The organism is Acidovorax sp. Leaf78 (assembly GCF_001422735.1).
Taxonomy (GTDB): Bacteria; Pseudomonadota; Gammaproteobacteria; order Burkholderiales; family Burkholderiaceae_C; genus Acidovorax.
Window position 1 is genome coordinate 311,497 of record NZ_LMLZ01000022.1, and the last position, 17,129, is coordinate 328,625.

Sequence of the window (17,129 nt, forward strand, 5' to 3'; positions counted from 1 at the left end):
GGCACAACAATGCGCTGTCGGCCGGGCTTTGCCACGCAAGGCCCTGCGCTGCCCCCTTACCGTCCTTTCACCCCGCCATTCACCGCCGCCCTGGAGACCGCCATGAGCTTCGTCCACATCGAAAAACCCGCCGCTGGCCCGGACAGCCCTCGCATGGATGCCGAATGGCTCGATGCGCACTGGATGCCCTTCACCGGCAACCGCAACTTCAAGGCCAAGCCGCGCATGATCGTGAGCGGCCAGGGCGCCTACTACACCGACGCCGAAGGCCGCAAGATCTTCGACGGCCTGTCGGGCCTGTGGTGCTCCGGTCTCGGGCATGGCCGCAAGGACGTGGCCGAAGCCATCGGCAAGGCCGCGGCCACGCTGGACTACTCGCCCGCGTTCCAGTTCGGCCACCCGGCCTCGTTCGCGCTGGCCAACAAGCTCAAGGAGCTGACGCCCGCAGGCCTGGACTACGTGTTCTTCACAGGCTCGGGCTCCGAGTCGGCCGACACCTCGCTCAAGATGGCCCGTGCCTACTGGCGCGCCAAGGGGCAGGCGAGCAAGACCCGCCTGATCGGCCGCGAAAAGGGCTACCACGGCGTGAACTACGGCGGCATCTCGGTGGGCGGCATCGTGGGCAACCGCAAGACCTTCGGCCAGGGCATCGAGGCCGACCACCTGCCCCACACCCAGCCACCGGCCGGCACCTTCCAGAAGGGCATGGCCGAGGACGGCGGCCGTGCGCTGGCCGACAAACTGTTGGACGTGATCGCGCTGCACGACGCATCCAACATCGCCGCGGTGATCGTGGAGCCGTTCTCGGGCTCGGCCGGCGTGGTGATCCCGCCCAAGGGCTACCTGGAACGCATCCGCGAGATCTGCACGCAGAACAACATCCTGCTGATTTTTGATGAGGTGATCACCGGTTTTGGCCGCTGCGGCGCGTGGACGGGTGCCGAGGCCTTCGGCGTGACGCCGGACATCCTGAACTTCGCCAAGCAGGTGACCAACGGCGCACAGCCGCTGGGCGGCGTGATCGCCACCAAGGAGATCTACGACACCTTCATCAGCCAGGGCGGGCCCGAGTACATGCTCGAATTCCCGCACGGCTACACCTACTCGGCCCACCCCGTGGCCTGCGCGGCCGGCAATGCGGTGCTGGACATCCTGCAAAAAGAAGACATGCCCGGCCGCGTGAAGGCCCTGGCTCCGTTCTTCGAGAACGCGGTGCACGGCCTCAAGGGCGCCAAGCACGTGGCGGACATCCGCAACTACGGCCTGGCCGCGGGCATCACCATCAGCGCCCTGCCGGGCGAGCCGGCCCGCCGCCCGTACGAGATCGCGATGAAGTGCTGGGACAAGGGCTTTTACGTGCGCTACGGCGGCGACACCATTCAGCTGGCGCCCCCGTTCATCAGCACCGAGGCCGAGATCGACCGCATGGTCAGTGCGCTGGGCGACGCGCTCACCGAGACCGCGTAAGCCCTGAGCCCGGCCACCGACGCCCACACCCCACGCTCCTAAATCAATAGCTGCTGCCGCTTGCCCATCCAGCGGTAGCGGCATTTTTTACTTGAAAACAGCCATGAACCACGACAAGAACGTCACCACCACTGTCGGCCACCTGATCGACGGCCAGCTCGTTGCCGACACCGAGCGCACCCAGCCGGTGTTCAACCCCGCCACCGGCCAGTCCACCACCAGCGTGGCGCTGGCCAGTAAGGCGACGGTCGAGGCCGCCATCGCATCGGCCGAAGCCGCCTACCCCGCCTGGCGCAACACGCCGCCGCTCAAGCGCGCGCGCGTGATGAGCAAGCTCAAGGTCCTGCTGGAAGAGAACGCCGACAAGATCGCCGCCCTGATCACCGCCGAGCACGGCAAGGTGCTGAGCGACGCGCACGGCGAGCTGCAGCGCGGCATCGAGAACGTGGAGTACGCGAGCTACGCGCCCGAGCTGCTCAAGGGCGAGCACAGCCGCAATGTGGGCCCCAGCATCGACTCGTGGAGCGAGTTCCAGGCGCTGGGCGTCACGGCAGGCATCACGCCGTTCAACTTCCCGGCCATGGTGCCGCTGTGGATGTGGCCCATGGCCGTGGCCTGCGGCAACACCTTCGTGCTCAAGCCCTCCGAGCGCGACCCCAGCAGCACGCTGTTCATCGCCCAGCTGGCGCTGGAAGCCGGTCTGCCACCGGGCGTGCTGAACGTGGTCAACGGCGACAAGCTGGCGGTGGACACGCTGCTGCAGGACCCGCGCGTCAAGGCCGTGAGCTTTGTGGGCTCCACCCCCATTGCCGAGTACATCTACGCCGAAGGCTGCAAGCACGGCAAACGCGTGCAGGCCCTGGGCGGTGCCAAGAACCACGCGGTGCTGATGCCCGACGCGGACGTGGGCAACGCAGTGAGCGCGCTGATGGGCGCGGCGTACGGATCGTGCGGCGAGCGCTGCATGGCCATCCCGCTGCTGGTGGCCGTGGGCGATGCGGTGGGTGACGCCGTGATTGCGGGCCTGAAGACCGAGATCGCCAAGATGAAGGTCGGCCCCGGCACACAGACCGACAACGGCGGCAACGACATGGGCCCGCTGGTCAGCAAGCCGCATTTCGAGAAGGTGACTGCCTATGTGGACAGCGGCGTGGCCGAAGGCGCCACGCTGGTGGTCGATGGCCGTGGCATGAAGGTGGCCGGCCATGAAGAGGGCTACTTCCTGGGCGCCTGCCTGTTCGACAACGTCAAGCCCGGCATGAAGATCTACCGGGAAGAGATCTTCGGCCCCGTGCTGGGCGTGGTGCGCGTTAAGACGCTGCAGGAAGCCATGCAGCTCATCAACGACCACGAATACGGCAACGGCACCTGCATCTTCACCCGCGACGGCGAGGCCGCCCGCTACTTCACCGACCACATCCAGGTCGGCATGGTGGGCGTGAACGTGCCCCTGCCCGTGCCCGTGGCCTACCACTCGTTCGGCGGCTGGAAGCGCAGCCTGTTCGGCGACCTGCACGCCTACGGCCCCGACGCCGTGCGCTTCTACACCAAGCGCAAAACCATCACGCAGCGCTGGCCCAGCGCCGGTGTGCGCGAGGGCGCGGTGTTCGCCTTCCCCAGCAGCCGCTGATGCCGGCAGATAAGCGCAGATACCCGCTGATTTGACCCTGCAGCGCCCCCAGCCCCTCGGCTGCGGGGCGTTTTTCATGGGGGCGCCGATTGCAGCGACCCAGGTCATCACTGATCCACCCGCATAAGCAGATTCGCTTACTAGGGTTTTTACCGGCATCGTCCTACAATCGCGGACCCTTACAAAGCTGACAGCCCGCGCGGAGCCGCTGCAGCCCGGTTTTTTTGCACCCACCCCTGAGTTGGAGACATTGAATGCCCGAGAACACCACGGCCCAGACCGAGAACAACAACAACGAATCCGACAAGCGCGCCCAACTGCGCCGTGCCGCTCTCGAGTACCACGAGTTTCCCAAGCCCGGCAAGATCGCCATTGCCGCCACCAAGCAGATGGTGAACCAGCACGACCTGGCCCTGGCGTACTCGCCCGGCGTCGCCGCCCCGTGTGAAGAGATCGTCAAAGACCCGGCCAATGCCTTCCGCTACACGGCGCGCGGCAACCTGGTGGCCGTCATCACCAACGGCACGGCCGTGCTGGGCCTGGGTGACATCGGCGCGCTGGCTTCCAAGCCGGTGATGGAGGGCAAGGGCGTCCTGTTCAAGAAGTTCGCGGGCGTGGACGTGTTCGACATCGAGATCGACGAGAAGGACCCCGCCAAGCTGGTGGAAGTGATCGCCGCGCTCGAGCCCACCTTCGGCGCGATCAACCTCGAAGACATCAAGGCGCCCGACTGCTTCTACGTGGAGCGCGAGCTGCGCAAGCGCATGAAGATCCCGGTCTTCCACGACGACCAGCACGGCACGGCCATCACGGTGGCGGCGGCCATGGTGAATGCGCTCAAGGTGGCGGGCAAGAAGATCGAGGATGTGAAGCTCGTGACCAGCGGCGCGGGCGCCGCGGCGCTGGCCTGCCTGAACCTGTTGCTCAAGGTGGGCGTGCAGCGCAAGAACGTGTTCGTCACCGACCTGGCCGGCGTGGTGTACGAAGGCCGCGAAGAGCTGATGGACGACGACAAGCGCCAGTTCATGCAAAAGACCGACGCGCGCAAGCTGGCCGAAGTGATCGCCGGTGCCGACGTGTTCCTGGGCCTGTCGGCCAGCAACGTGCTCAAGCCCGAAATGGTGGCCACCATGGCCGAGCGCCCGGTGATCTTCGCGCTGGCCAACCCCAACCCCGAAATCATGCCCGAGCTCGCGCACAGCGTGCGCAGCGACATCATCATGGCCACGGGCCGCTCGGACTACCCCAACCAGGTCAACAACGTCCTGTGCTTCCCGTACATCTTCCGCGGCGCGCTGGACAGCGGCGCCACCACCATCACCGATGAGATGGAAATCGCGGCTGTGCACGCCATTGCCGAGTTGGCCCAGGCCGAGCAAAGCGAAGTGGTGGCCGCAGCGTATGTGGGCGAGAAACTGTCGTTCGGCCCCGACTACCTGATCCCCAAGCCGTTCGATCCGCGCCTCATGATGAAGATCGCCCCGGCCGTGGCCCAGGCTGCTGCCGACAGCGGCGTGGCATCGCGCCCCATCACCGACATGGACGCGTACCGCGACCGCCTGCAGGCCTTCGTCTATGCCTCGGGCACGACGATGAAGCCCATCTTCGACGCCGCCCGCAGCGCCGCACGCAAGCGCGTGGCGTACGCCGAGGGCGAGGAAGAGCGCGTGCTGCGCGCCGCGCAGATCGTGGTGGACGAGCGCGTGGCCCGCCCCACGCTGATCGGCCGCCCGGCCATCATCGCCCAGCGCATCGAGAAGTTCGGCCTGCGCCTGAAGGAAGGCGTGGACTACGACGTGGTCAACACCGACTTCGACCACCGCTACCGCGACTTCTGGCAGACCTACCACCGCATGACCGAGCGCAAGGGCATCACCCAGCAGGTCGCCAAGATCGAGATGCGCCGTCGCCTCACGCTGATCGGCGCGATGATGCTGCACAAGGGCGAGGTGGACGGCCTGATCTGCGGCACCTGGGGCACCACGGCCAACCACCTGCTGTACATCGACCAGGTGATCGGCAAGCACGCGGGCGGCGCCGACAGCACCGAACAGGACGTGCCGGTGTACGCCTGCATGAACGGCCTGATGCTGCCCGGCCGCCAGGTGTTCCTGGTCGACACGCACGTGAACTACGACCCCACGCCCCAGGAGCTGGCCGAGATCACCGCGCTGGCCGCGGAAGAAATGATGCGCTTTGGCTTCAAGCCCAAGGCCGCGCTGCTGTCGCACTCCAACTTCGGCACCAGCAACAGCCCCAGCGCCATCAAGATGCGCCAGACGCTGGAGCTGCTGCGCCAGCAGGCGCCGTGGCTGGAGGTGGACGGCGAGATGCACGGCGACGTGGCGCTGGACGGCAAGGCCCGTGCCGCCGTCATGCCCGGCAGCGAACTGACGGGCGACGCCAACCTGCTGGTGTTCCCCAACATCGACGCGGCCAACATCGCCTACAACCTGCTCAAGACGGCCGCCGGCGGCGGTATTGCCATCGGCCCGGTCCTGCTGGGCGCCGCCAAGCCGGTCCATATCCTGACGCCGAGCGCCACCGTGCGCCGCATCGTGAACATGACCGCACTGACCGTGGCCGATGCCAACGCGTTGCGGTAAGTCACCAACCGATAGCAAGTGCTAACTTAAAGCGCCTGCACCCCCTTTCAGCGTCTGCCCAAGTTTTGTGCAGACGCTTGCTTTTTGGGGGCCATTGAGTCACACTAGCGGGTCGAAATTTCGGGTTAACCCGTAGGTTTCTGGAGTCTGGACTTATGCAAACAAGGGGGCATGAAGTGCGTTTTCAGGGATAGGCGATTTGCCTGTCCAGGATTGCATAAGTCGTGTGAAAGGTTTCGTTGATGCTGAAGGCTGTAGCCACCCGGGCGCGCAAAGCAGGGGTTTTGTGTGTTCTGGGTGTTGCGTTCGTGCTGTCCCCGGTTGCGGGGCACGCCCGTAAATCCCCGTCCACAGACGGGTCCATCACCCCCATTGCACTGGCCGACTTGCCGCCCCAAGGGCGAGCGACGTATGCGCTGATCCTTGAGGGCGGGCCGTTTCCGTACGACAAGGATGGATCGGTTTTCGGCAATCGCGAGCGGCTGTTGCCCGCCCACCAGCGGGGCTACTACCGCGAATACACCGTCAGAACGCCAGGATCGCGCGACCGGGGAGCCCGGCGCATCGTGTGCGGCGGCAAGCCCCGGACCCCGGACGCCTGCTACTACACCAGCGACCACTACGCCAGTTTTCGCGAAATCGCCAAATGACACCCGTTGCGGTGCACACCTGCCAAATGAAACTTGGCAACCTGCACCGTATCCCATTGAATTCACCCATCGCAGGCTGGCCCTCGCAGCCCTGCGAGATGCCAGAAGTTTGTGGACTTTCTAAAGAAAGAGTAGCGGAGATGCAGACGCCACTTCGTAAAGACCTGGAAACGCCACTGCGTGGCGTGCGCACCAACATCGTGCAGTCCATCCGCGCCTTCCGCGTGCAGGACCTGCAGGATGCAGCCACTTCCATGGGTCACCATTTCTTGTACGCCAACCTGGCCCACGCGCAGTCCAAGCAGGATGTGCTGGACCTGATTGCCGGGCAATTCACCTTCCCGTCGCACTTCGGCAAGAACTTCGACGCGTTGTACGACTGCATGACAGACCCCTTGCACAAATCAGGCCCGCAGCCTGGTTTCATCGTGGTGCTGGAGCAGATTCCCGCCACCGGCAAGTTCGACAAGGAAGCCCGCGAGCAACTGCTCGACATCTTCCGGGACGCCGCCGACTACTGGGGTGACCGCAAGATCCCCTTCCGGTGTTTCTATTCTTTTCTGTAGCCCGTTCTGCATCCACCAGCCAAGCAGAACGGGCGAACGAGGCTCACGGTACCCCGGGTGTCGAGGTCATAGACATCGGTAGCGCAGCAGCAGCTGTTGCCACAGATCCTTCCGGCGAGAAGATGCCCACGGACAAGCTCGTGGACGTCTCGCCCATGGCGCTGCGCATGAGCAGCCCCTTCAACTCCGGGTACTGGCTCAGCGCGGCTTGAATTCGGGGCATCCCCCTGAGGCGCTGCGCCTCGGTGCCACCGCCAGAGGCGGCGGCTCTTCGGGCTCGTCCAAGCCTGCGCAGGCAGGCTTGGAGCCGCGGCCCTCAGCCCCTTCTCTCGCACGGCTGCGCCGTTCGGGAAGGGGGACGACACCAGCGCGGCGGGGCGGCCCTTGCGCGGTGCCTCTCGCCTTGGCCGCGCCAGTTTCGTTTTAAGTGACGAAATCAGCGCAGGCGACTGCAGCGCAGTGCCTACTTCAAACCTGTTTCACATCTGTTGATGTTTGACCGACGGGTTTAGCCCGCACCGCACCGCATCGGGTCGGGTCGGGTCGGTGCGACGTTGGCAGGCGTGCTTGCAGCTCCACCGTGCAGCCTGCCTGAGCCCTCAGATTCCCCTTAATACTGATCGAATTGACCGCTACCGCTTGTCCAGCAAGCGCTAACAGCTATCAATTCAAGAGCAAACTTGCGCCAGGGCCACATATTCGGCCACGGGCACTTCCTCGGCGCGGCGTTGGGTGTCGAAGGTGCCGGGGAACTGGCGGGCTTCGAGCCAGCGGCCCAGGGTGTGGCGCAGCAGCTTGCGGCGCTGGCTGAAGGCCACCTGCACCAATTCTTCCAGCAGGGGCACCGACAGCGCTGCGGGCTCGGCGTGCGGGACCATGCGCACCACGGCGCTGTCCACGCGCGGGGGCGGGTCGAAGCTCTCCGGCGGCACGAACAGCACGTTCTCCATCGCATAGCGCCACTGCAGCATCACCGACAGGCGGCCGTAGTCGCTGGTCGATGGGCGGGCCACCATGCGGTCGATCACTTCCTTTTGCAGCATGAAGTGCTGGTCCTGGATGACCTCCACATGCTCGAGCAGATGGAACAGGATGGGCGTGGAGATGTTGTAGGGCAGGTTGCCCACCACACGCAGCCGCAGGTCGGGCTGGCCCGCCTTGGCGCGAAAGTCCTGCGCCAGCTGCGTGAAGTCGACCCGGAGCACATCGGACTCGATCACGTCGAGCTGCCCGTGCAGCCTCAGGCGCAGCGCCAGGTCGCGGTCCAGCTCGATCACCGTCAGGCGGCCCAGGCGCTCCACCAGGGGCTGCGTGAGCGCCGCCAGCCCGGGGCCGATCTCGACCATGGGGTCGCCCGGCTGCGGGGCGATGGCCTGCACGATGTCTTCGATGATGCTTTTGTCGGACAGAAAATGCTGCCCAAAGCGCTTGCGGGGGATGTGTTTCATGCCGTGGGCTCGCGTGTGTGGTCGATGTGCGAGCTGTGACGAGGGCGCGCAGACCAGCGGCCGCCGAGCAAGGGCCGCCTGGCAGCGCAGGCTGCGCTTCGCTGGCGTGCGCTGGCGGTGTCCCCCTTCCCGAACGGCGCAGCCGTTCGAGAGAGGGGCTGAGGGCCGCGGCTCCAAGCCTGCCTGCGCAGGCTTGGACGAGCCCGAAAAGCCGTCGCCTCTGGCGGTGGCACCCAGGCGCAGCGCCTCAGGGGGATGCACTTATTCCTCATTGCGGCGGGTCGCGGTATTCCACGTACGCCCGGCCGCGCAGTTCCTGCGCCCAGGTGGCGTAGGCCTCGTCCAGTTTTTTCTCGCGCACGGTGTCGCGCGCCATCTCGCGCTGCTCGCGCTGGGTGAGCTTGGCCTCGCGGCGCTCCAGCAGCTGGATCAGGTGCACGCCGAAACGCGATACCAGCGGCTCGCTGATGTCACCAGGCTTCAGGGCGTTCATCGCCTGCTCGAACTCGGGCACGTAGCGGCCCGGGTTGGCCCAGCCCAGATCGCCGCCCTCCTTGGAGCTGCCGTCCTGCGAATGCTCGCGCGCCAGCACCGCAAAGTCGGCCTGGCCTGCCAGCACGCGGCGGCGGTAGTCGGCCAGGCGCGCAGCGGCGGCGGTCTCGGTCAGTTGGGGGCTGGTGCGCAGCAGGATGTGGCGTGCGTGGCTTTGCGTCACGGTGGTGGGCACGCCCGCGGTCACGCGCTCGACCACCTTCAGGATGTGAAAACCTGCAGGCGAACGCACGGGGCCTACGATGCCGCCCACCGGCAGGCCCAGCGTGGAGTTCACGAACAGTTCGGGGTAGCGGTCGGCCGGGCGCAGGCCCAGCAGGCCGTTGTTGCGCTGGCCTTCGGGGGCGTCGGAGAGTTCGCGCGCGACGGTGGCGAAGTCCTCGCCGGCTCGCACGCGTTCGGCGGCGCGCTGGGCGCGTGCCTGGCGCTCTGCCACCTGCACGGGGCTCGCGTTCTCGGGCACCAGCACCAGAACGTGACCCAGGTTGATTTCCATGGACGCGACGTCCATGCCCTTTTGCTGCTCGCGCAGGTACTGGTCGATGTCCAGATCGCTGACCTTCACGCGGGCTTCGACCTCGCGCTCGCGCAGGCGCTGCTGCAGCAGCTGGTTGCGCAGCTCTTCGCGAAAGCGTTCCTTGCCCATGCCGTCGCGGGCCAGGCGCTGGTACAGCTCGTCCGTGGTCATGTTGTTCTGGCGGGCCACGCCCTGCTCGGCCTGCGACACGGCGAAGTCGTCCACCTTGACGCCGGACTCCTTGGCCTGCTGCAGCTGCGCGCGCTCGACGATGAGGCGCTCGAGCACCTCGCGCGCCAGCACGTCGCGCGGGGGCATGGCGCCGCCTTGCTGTGCCAGCTGGGCCTCGGCGCGGGCCAGGCGCGAGCGCACTTCGTTATTGGTGATGGGCTCGGAGTTGACGACCGCCACGATGTAGTCCGCAGCGCGCGGGGCCGTGCTGTTGTTGCCGCTGCTGTTTCGGTTTTCAGGCGGCAGCGTGACCGACGGTGTGGCAGATGGGCGCGACAGCCCCGTGCCCGCAGCAGCCCCGGACGGCCGCAGGCCCTGCGCGGCGGCGCTTTGGGCCATGAGGGAAACCAGGGCGGCCGCCAAGGCCAGGGCAAATGCTCGTTGGTTCATGGTGTGGAGCGTGTGAGGTACTGGGGCGCGCGAGCGCCTAGTCGTAGTTGGTGAAACGGCTCGGCGTACTGACCTGCTCGCGCAGGTACTGGTAACGCGGCACATGTTGCTTGAAGGTTTCCAGCGGGCTGGAGCCCAGGCTCAGGCGGGAGAAGCCCACGAACTCCACCTGGAACAGCAGGCGGGTGTTGGAGGTGGTCACGCCGCTTTGCAGGCGCTCGAGCACCACGCGGCCGATCCAGCAGCAGCTGTCGTATTCGAGGCCCACCACGGTGTCCACGAGCTTCCTGTCCTGCAGGCTGTAGTTCAGGCGGCCCACGGTGTACCAGCGGTTGCCGCCCTGGCCCCGGCCAGGGCCCAGGTCCTTGCCCTTGTCGCCCCACAGGTCGTTCAAGGGCCATTGCCAGCCGATGTCGATCTGCTCGCTGGTGCCGCGCTGCAGCCGGTAGGCCGCGCTCACGGTGCGGTAGTTGCCGGGGCTGTAGCGTGCGCCGATGGTCGATCGGATCGAGCGGCCGGTCTTGGGGTTGTACTGCACCGTGGAGTCGAAGCCCCACTGCGGCGTCCAGGTGATGCCCGCGCCCAACAGCACGTCCGACAGGCGCTCGCTCACCGGCGCACCGCCCGGCAGCGTGACTTGCTGGTCAGAAAAGCGCACGCGCTGTGCCACGCCGAAGCGCGCGGCCTCGGCCCCGGTGTTCGGGTCCAGCAGGCGCGTGGTCACACCCAGCGTCAGCAGGTTGTTGTCCGCGATGCGGTCATTGCCGCCGAACGCGTTCTCGGTGTAGATGGTCGCGAAGTTGAAGTCGTTCGCGGCCGTGTCGTACACGGGCAGGCGGCTCTGGTCGCGGTAGGGCGTGTAGGTGTAGAAGGCGCGCGGCTCCAGCGTCTGCAGGAAGGACCGGCCGAAGTACGCCGCGTCGCGCTCGAAAACCAGGCCGCTGTCCAGGCTGAACGTGGGCAGCGTGCGGCTGGCCGAGCGGTCGCCGTTGCTCAGGCCCGTGTCGAACTGGTACGTGGTGGCATGCAGCTGCAGCCGCGGCGTGACGAAGCCGCCGGGCGCCAGAAACGGCCGGCTGATCGCCGCCATGGCATAGCTGCGGTCGGCATTGGGCTGGTTGGTCAGCGCCCGGGCCGCCTGAAAGCGCGTGGTGTCGAGCTCCACCGTGGCATCGAAGCCGCCGCCCAGTTGCGACGGCACGTAGCGCCACTGCATCTGGGGCATGCGGTCGTACGGCGGCACGATGGGCGAGTTCACGTCCTGCAGCGTCTGCCACTTGAGCGTGCGCACCGTGGCGCTCATGTCGTTGGCGCCCCACGACAGGCTGGCGTCGTTGGGCAGCAGGCGCTGGCGCAGCGGCTCGGACGCTCGGCCGAAGTCGCGCCAGTAGTTGTCGTCGCTCACGCGGTTGACGTTGATGTTGAGCCCCACGCCGCCGATGGCGGTATCGAGCATGCCCTGGTGCTGGCCCGAATAGCTCCAGCGCATGCGGTCGCGCAGCCGGTCGCCGGGCATCACGTCGCCGCTGATCTGCCCCTTGTAGCTGGGCTCCAGGTAGCGGAACTCGCCGCCCAGGTTGGCGCCGCGCTTGGTCATCAGCGCCGCGCGCAGCGTGGCGTCGCGGTTGGGGGCGATGTTCCAGTAGTAGGGCTGCGAATAGGCCACGCCGTCGCGGCTATCAAGGCCGATGGTCGGCGGCAGCAGCCCCGACTTGCGCTTGTCCGACAGCGGAAAGCTGATGTACGGGATGGGCGGCAGCGACACGCCCTTGAACTCCAGCACCGCGTTCTCGGCCGTGCCCACCGACTCTTCGTTGTCGATGCGGATCACGCTGGCGCGCAGCACCCAGTCGGGCTGCCAGCTGGCTTCATCGCCCACCTGGCAGGTGGTGTAGGTGGCGGCGTGCACCACCGCACGGTCCTTGTCGATGAAATCCACCCGCTTGGATTCGCCATGCGCCTGCGTGGCCAGAAAGCGGTAGCGCGCGTCGCTGAAGAAGCCCTCGAACGCATCCACGCGCAGCTCGAGCGCCGTGCCTTCGTACACGTTGCCGGCGCGGTTCACGCGCACCTGGCCACGGGCCTTGGCCAGGTCTTCGGGCACGTCGTAGTCCAGCCGGTCCGCGCGGATCACGGTGTCGCCCCGGCGCAGCTCGGCATTGCCTTCGATGACCGCGTTCAAGTCGGTCTGGCCGCTGATGTGGTCACCCTTCACGAAGACGGGCAACTGGGGCCGCACCGCGTCCGGGATCTTTTCCTGCAGCAGGGGCGAGCTGCGCAGCGCGGGCGGCGCATCCCAGGCGCTGGCGGCAGGTGCCGTGTCAGCCTGGGCCAGGGCGGACAGGGGCAGGCCGCACCAGGCCAGCGCCACGCCATAGGCCAGGGCCCGGGGCACGGGCGGGCGCAGCCGAGCGGCCTTTGCCGAGGCGGGCCGGGTCCGGAGGGAGGGGGTCTGCGCGGGAGAAGACTGGCTGCGTGGCACGTGGGACGGTGGGCAGAGGGCGGACAAAAGGAAGACCGCGGCGGGAGGCCCGCAGCGGTTTGTAAAATCGGATTATCCATGAGCCACCCATCCCCCTCCTTGCCCGCCGTTCCACCCGCCTCGCCGGGCGGCTCAGCCCCCGCCGCCACGGCCGTCACCTGGCATGACGCGGCCCGCCGCAGCGCCTTCGATGCGTGGCTCGCGCCGCTGGTGGGCCCCCACCAGTTGCTGCCCCACACGCTGCGCCCCGCCTCGGCGGATGCGAGCTTTCGGCGCTACCTGCGCATCGACAGCGCCAGCGGCGTGAGCCGCATCGTGATGGATGCGCCGCCGGACAAGGAAAACTGCCGCCCCTTCGTGCAGGTGCAGGCTTTGCTGGCCGCCGCGGGCCTGCACGTGCCGCAGATACTGGCCTGGGATGAGGCGGGCGGCTTCATGCTGCTGTCCGACCTGGGGCACCAGACCCTGATCGAACTGCTGGACCCCGCCCGGCCCCAGGACGCGTACGCCTGGTACCAGCAGGCCACCGATGCGCTGCTGGACTGGCAAAAGGCCTCGCAACCCGGCGTGCTGCCCGTCTACGACGAAGCCCTGCTGCGCCGCGAGCTGGCGCTGTTTCCGGACTGGTACCTCGGCAAGCACCGCGGCGTCACGCTCGATGCCACCCAGCAGGCCACGCTCCAGAGCGCGTTCGATGCGATCGTGGCGCACAACCTGGCTGCTCCCAGCGTGTATGTGCACCGTGATTTCATGACCCGAAACCTGATGGCGCCCAAGCCTGCGGCGGGCCGGCACGCCCACAGCCCGGCCACACCCGCCGACGGCCCGCTGGGCGTGCTCGACTTCCAGGACGCGGTCTACGGCCCCATCACTTACGACATCGCCAGCCTGCTGCGCGACGCGTTCATCAGCTGGGAAGAAGAGTTTGTCATCGACATTACCGTGCGTTACTGGGAAAAGGCGCGCAAGGCCGGCCTGCTGGGCGCCAACAGCGCCAGCGGCTGGGGCAACGACTTCGGCGAGTTCTACCGCAGCGTGGAGTGGATGGGCCTGCAGCGCCACCTGAAGGTCGCGGGCATTTTTGCGCGCCTGACGCTGCGCGACGGCAAGCCCAAGTACCTGGCCGACACGCCGCGCTTCATGGCCTACATCGGCGCCACGGCCAACCGCTACCGCCAACTCGGGCCGCTGCTCAAGATGCTGGACGAGATCGAAGGCACGCAGCCGGTCGTGGGCTTTGCCTACGGCCGCATGTAGGCCAGCCGTCTTCACCATCAAAACAGCCTCTGCCGCTCATCCAGCAAGCGCCAGAAGCTACCAAATCAATAGCATATGCCCCGTTTCCACTGCCCGGAGGTCCTGATCACCGGGGCCGAACTGGACCTGCCTGCCGGCGCCGCGCGCCACGTGCAGGTGCTGCGCCTGCAGCCCGGTGACGGCATCACGCTCTTCAACGGCGGGCAGGGCGCGGGCGACCCCGGTGGCGAGTTCGACGCCACGGTGCTGCGCATGGGCCGCAGCGACGTGCGCGTGGTGGTGGGCGCGCACCACGCCGTCGAGCGCGAGGCACCGCGCGCCGTGCACCTGCTGGCGGGCATCACCGCCAACGAGCGCATGGACTGGCTCGTGGAGAAAGCCACCGAGCTCGGCGTGGCCAGCATCACCCCGCTGGTGGCCGAACGCAGCGTGCTCAAGCTCAAGGGCGAGCGCGCCGAGAAGAAGCTCGCCCACTGGCAGGCCGTGGCCGTGGCCGCGTGCGAGCAGTGCGGCCGCAACCGCGTGCCCGTGGTGCATGACGCGGTCGACCTGGCCGGGTGGGTGCGCGCGCAGGGCGCGGCCACGGGCCTCGCCGGCGCACCCGCGGGTGCGCAGCGCCTGCTGCTGTCGCTGCGCGCCGGCACGGCGCCCCTGCGCAGCGTGGTCGAGCCGGAGAGCGAACGGGCCGTGATCTTCCTGTCGGGCCCGGAGGGCGGCCTCAGCGCCGCCGAGGAAGATCTTGCACTGCAGCATGGCTTTGCCCCCACCACGCTCGGCCCGCGCGTGCTGCGGGCCGAAACGGCGCCACTGGCCGCCCTGGCCGCGCTCACCCTGTAGGCGGCCACCCGCACCCGGCGTCATCCCGCCCTGTGGGCCTGTACGCCCCGCAGGCCGAGGCCTAGAATGAAACGACGTCAGGCCCAGGCCCTCCCGGGGCGGCCTGCTGCTCCGTGCCTTGCGCGGTGATTGGTCCAGTCAGGAGCTTCGATTTGCGCGCACCGTCACGCTGGAAACGCTTGAGGGACGTGGTTCTCTCCACCGACCCCCGTCGGCGCACGCTGATGAGCGTGGCGCTGCTCGCGCTGGTGCTGATGAGCGCCAGTTCGGGCGTGATGCTGCTGGTGGCCGGGGCCAGCGATGCGACGAATGCGCCCGCCGTGCAGTGGTGGGCCGCCATCTCGGTGGGTGGGCTGGCCGTGATGACCGCTTTCATCCGATCCGGCCACACAGCGCGCCTGGCCGACCCTTCCCTGACCGTACCGCAGATGGTCTGGACCATCACCAGCGGCGCCGTGGCGTACGTGCTGGCCGGCGAAGCGCGGGGCATCGTGCCCAGCGTGCTGGCCATGATCCTCTTCTTCGGCACCTTCGGCCTCAGCGTGGCGGAGGTGATCGGCATCGGCGTGTACGCGCTGCTGGCCTTCAGCTGCGCGGTGGCGGCCACCACGCGCTTCAGCACCTCTCCCTTCGGCTACCTGGACACGGCCTACGCGCTCATGGTGCTCATCGTGCTGGGTGGCAGCATTGCGCTGAACCTGCGCATCCAGCGCATCCGCGCGCGGCTGAGCGAGCAGCGCCAGGCGCTGGCCCAGGCCCTGGCCGTGAACCGCGAACTGGCCACGCGCGACGAGCTCACCGGCCTGCCCAACCGCCGCGCCATGCAGGACCTGATGGACCTGGAGCACCGCCGCAGCCTGCGCAGCGGCCGCCCCATGCTGCTGGCCGAGCTGGACATCGACCACTTCAAGCGCATCAACGACAGCCACGGCCACGCCACCGGCGACCGCGCGCTGCAGGCCTTTGCCGGCGTCGTGCGGGCCAGCGTGCGCGATACGGACGTGCTGGGCCGCTGGGGCGGCGAAGAATTCGTGCTGCTGCTGTCGGACACCCAGAGCGACGACGCGCGCGAACTGCTCGAACGCGTGCGCCTGGCGGTGGCCGGCATGGACATCCCGCACCCCTCGGGCAGCCTGCACATGACGCTGTCGGCAGGCCTGGCGCTGCACCTGCCGGGCGACACGGTGGAGCTGACGCTCGAGCGCGCCGACCAGGCGCTGTACACCGCCAAGTCGCTCGGGCGCAACCGCATCGTCGTCGCCCCGGTGAGCCCCCGCGTCGGCAGCAAAGGCCCCGGCAAGCCGCTCGGCGCCCGCGCCTGAGCGCCTGCAGGCGCACCGGTTGCCACGACCAGGCAGGCGCCAAGGTGCTTCAGGCGGGCCACCGGTGCCACAGTTCCACCGCTCCACCACTTGGCCGCGTACAGACACTCCTTTTTTGATAGCTATCAGCGCTCGCCAATTCAGCGGTAGCCGGCATTTTTAATGGAAACCTCGGCACAGCCCGGTACCATCGCACCATGAGCACGCACTACGAAACCCTGCACCCCGCCGACACCTACCGCGAGGCGTTCGCCGTGGAGCCCCCCGCCGAGCCCGGCGAGCGTCACCTGTGGCCGCGCAAGCCAGGGGGCTTCATCGTCCACGCCGCCACCGCCGCCGCCATTGCCAACCCGGCTGCAGCGACCACCGCCGCCGCCGTCGAGGCCCCAGGCGACAGCGCCCAGGACACGGAAGCTGCCGCGGCCGAGGAAGACGCAGCCGGCCCCGGCGAAGGCACTGCCGCAGCCACCCCTGCGACCGCCCGCGTGTTCGTGCCTGCGCAGTGGGGCCTGGTGCCGCACTGGGTCAAGTCTGCATCCGACGCGAAGCTGCGCGCGCCCAAGCTGGTCAATGCCAAGTCCGACCTCGCCTCCACCGGCACCGCGTTCCGCGACGCATGGCTCAAGGGCCAGCGCTGCATCGTGCCCATGCAGGCGTTCTACGAAGACGACTACCGCGCCGGCAAGGCACTGCCCACCCGCATCTCCCGCGTGGACGGCAAGCCCATGGGCGTGGCGGGCCTGTGGGCGCGCTGGCAGGGCAGCGACGGCGAAGTCATCGTGAGCTACTGCCTGCTGACGGTGAACGCCAACAACCACGCACTGCTGCACCGCTACCAGCAGCCCGGCAGCGAAAAGAGCATGCCCGCCATCCTGAACGAAGGCGCCTACGACGCCTGGCTCACGGCCCGGCAGGACAAGGCCAAGGAGTTCATGCGCCAGTACGCGCCCCAGTGGCTCACGGCCAACCCGGTGGAGAAGAAGGCGGACAAGGTGCCCAAGGGATTGTTGGGCTGAGGCTGGCTGCGGCCCTGGATGCCGTCGCACCCCACCGAGCCCAGCGAACCTCACCCAATCTCACGCAACCTAACCTCGCCCAACCCAACCACCCACCGTTCGAGCTGAGCCTGTCGAAGCGCCGCGCAGGGCTTCGACAGGCTCAGTCCGAACGGTTG

At 67.8% G+C, this 17,129-nt stretch carries 12 protein-coding genes; 9 read left to right on the forward strand and 3 right to left on the reverse strand.

Going from position 1 to position 17,129, the window contains the following annotated elements; translation table 11 throughout:
* The first annotated feature begins 102 nt into the window (after nt 1-102).
* From ASF16_RS19920 to ASF16_RS19940, 5 genes are all read left to right on the forward strand, one after another.
* Nucleotides 103-1,467, forward strand: coding sequence for an aspartate aminotransferase family protein (locus tag ASF16_RS19920; protein ID WP_056171412.1), 1,365 nt, complete (start codon nt 103-105; stop codon nt 1,465-1,467).
* 103 nt (nt 1,468-1,570) lie between these two features.
* Nucleotides 1,571-3,097, forward strand: coding sequence for a CoA-acylating methylmalonate-semialdehyde dehydrogenase (locus tag ASF16_RS19925; RefSeq protein WP_056171414.1), 1,527 nt, complete (start codon nt 1,571-1,573; stop codon nt 3,095-3,097).
* Nucleotides 3,098-3,351: 254 nt separating this feature from the next.
* Entirely contained in the window at nt 3,352-5,703 is a 2,352-nt protein-coding gene (locus ASF16_RS19930) for an NADP-dependent malic enzyme (protein ID WP_056171416.1), read from the forward strand.
* A gap of 242 nt (nt 5,704-5,945) precedes the next feature.
* Complete coding sequence (locus ASF16_RS19935; RefSeq protein WP_056171418.1) at nt 5,946-6,353, forward strand: ribonuclease domain-containing protein; 408 nt, start codon at nt 5,946-5,948, stop codon at nt 6,351-6,353.
* Nucleotides 6,354-6,493: 140 nt separating this feature from the next.
* Nucleotides 6,494-6,919 (forward strand): barstar family protein, encoded by a 426-nt coding sequence (locus tag ASF16_RS19940; RefSeq protein ID WP_010464776.1) that lies wholly within the window; start codon nt 6,494-6,496, stop codon nt 6,917-6,919.
* 668 nt (nt 6,920-7,587) lie between these two features.
* Here the strand turns inward: ASF16_RS19940 and rsmA are convergent.
* The 3 genes from rsmA to ASF16_RS19955 all read right to left on the reverse strand — a co-directional run bounded on the left by rsmA (nt 7,588) and on the right by ASF16_RS19955 (nt 12,452).
* Nucleotides 7,588-8,367 (reverse strand): 16S rRNA (adenine(1518)-N(6)/adenine(1519)-N(6))-dimethyltransferase RsmA, encoded by a 780-nt coding sequence (rsmA, locus tag ASF16_RS19945; RefSeq protein ID WP_056171420.1) that lies wholly within the window; start codon nt 8,365-8,367, stop codon nt 7,588-7,590.
* A 268-nt stretch (nt 8,368-8,635) separates the two neighbouring features.
* The gene (locus tag ASF16_RS19950; protein ID WP_056171422.1) at nt 8,636-10,057 is read right to left on the reverse strand and encodes a peptidylprolyl isomerase; all 1,422 of its coding nucleotides are present in this window, start codon (nt 10,055-10,057) and stop codon (nt 8,636-8,638) included.
* A 37-nt stretch (nt 10,058-10,094) separates the two neighbouring features.
* Entirely contained in the window at nt 10,095-12,452 is a 2,358-nt protein-coding gene (locus ASF16_RS19955; protein ID WP_235507450.1) for an LPS-assembly protein LptD, read from the reverse strand.
* 165 nt (nt 12,453-12,617) lie between these two features.
* On the opposite strand from ASF16_RS19955, the gene ASF16_RS19960 reads away from it, so the two are divergent.
* From ASF16_RS19960 to ASF16_RS19975, 4 genes are all read left to right on the forward strand, one after another.
* Complete coding sequence (locus tag ASF16_RS19960) at nt 12,618-13,796, forward strand: aminoglycoside phosphotransferase family protein (protein ID WP_056171424.1); 1,179 nt, start codon at nt 12,618-12,620, stop codon at nt 13,794-13,796.
* A 75-nt stretch (nt 13,797-13,871) separates the two neighbouring features.
* Entirely contained in the window at nt 13,872-14,633 is a 762-nt protein-coding gene (locus ASF16_RS19965; protein WP_056171426.1) for a 16S rRNA (uracil(1498)-N(3))-methyltransferase, read from the forward strand.
* A gap of 188 nt (nt 14,634-14,821) precedes the next feature.
* On the forward strand, nt 14,822-15,955 hold the full coding sequence (locus ASF16_RS19970) for a diguanylate cyclase domain-containing protein (protein ID WP_235507451.1): 1,134 nt from the start codon (nt 14,822-14,824) through the stop codon (nt 15,953-15,955).
* A gap of 197 nt (nt 15,956-16,152) precedes the next feature.
* Nucleotides 16,153-16,971 carry an SOS response-associated peptidase gene (locus ASF16_RS19975; RefSeq protein WP_056171429.1) on the forward strand — a complete coding sequence of 273 codons (819 nt, stop codon included), beginning with the start codon at nt 16,153-16,155 and terminating at the stop codon, nt 16,969-16,971.
* Nucleotides 16,972-17,129: the final 158 nt, after the last annotated feature.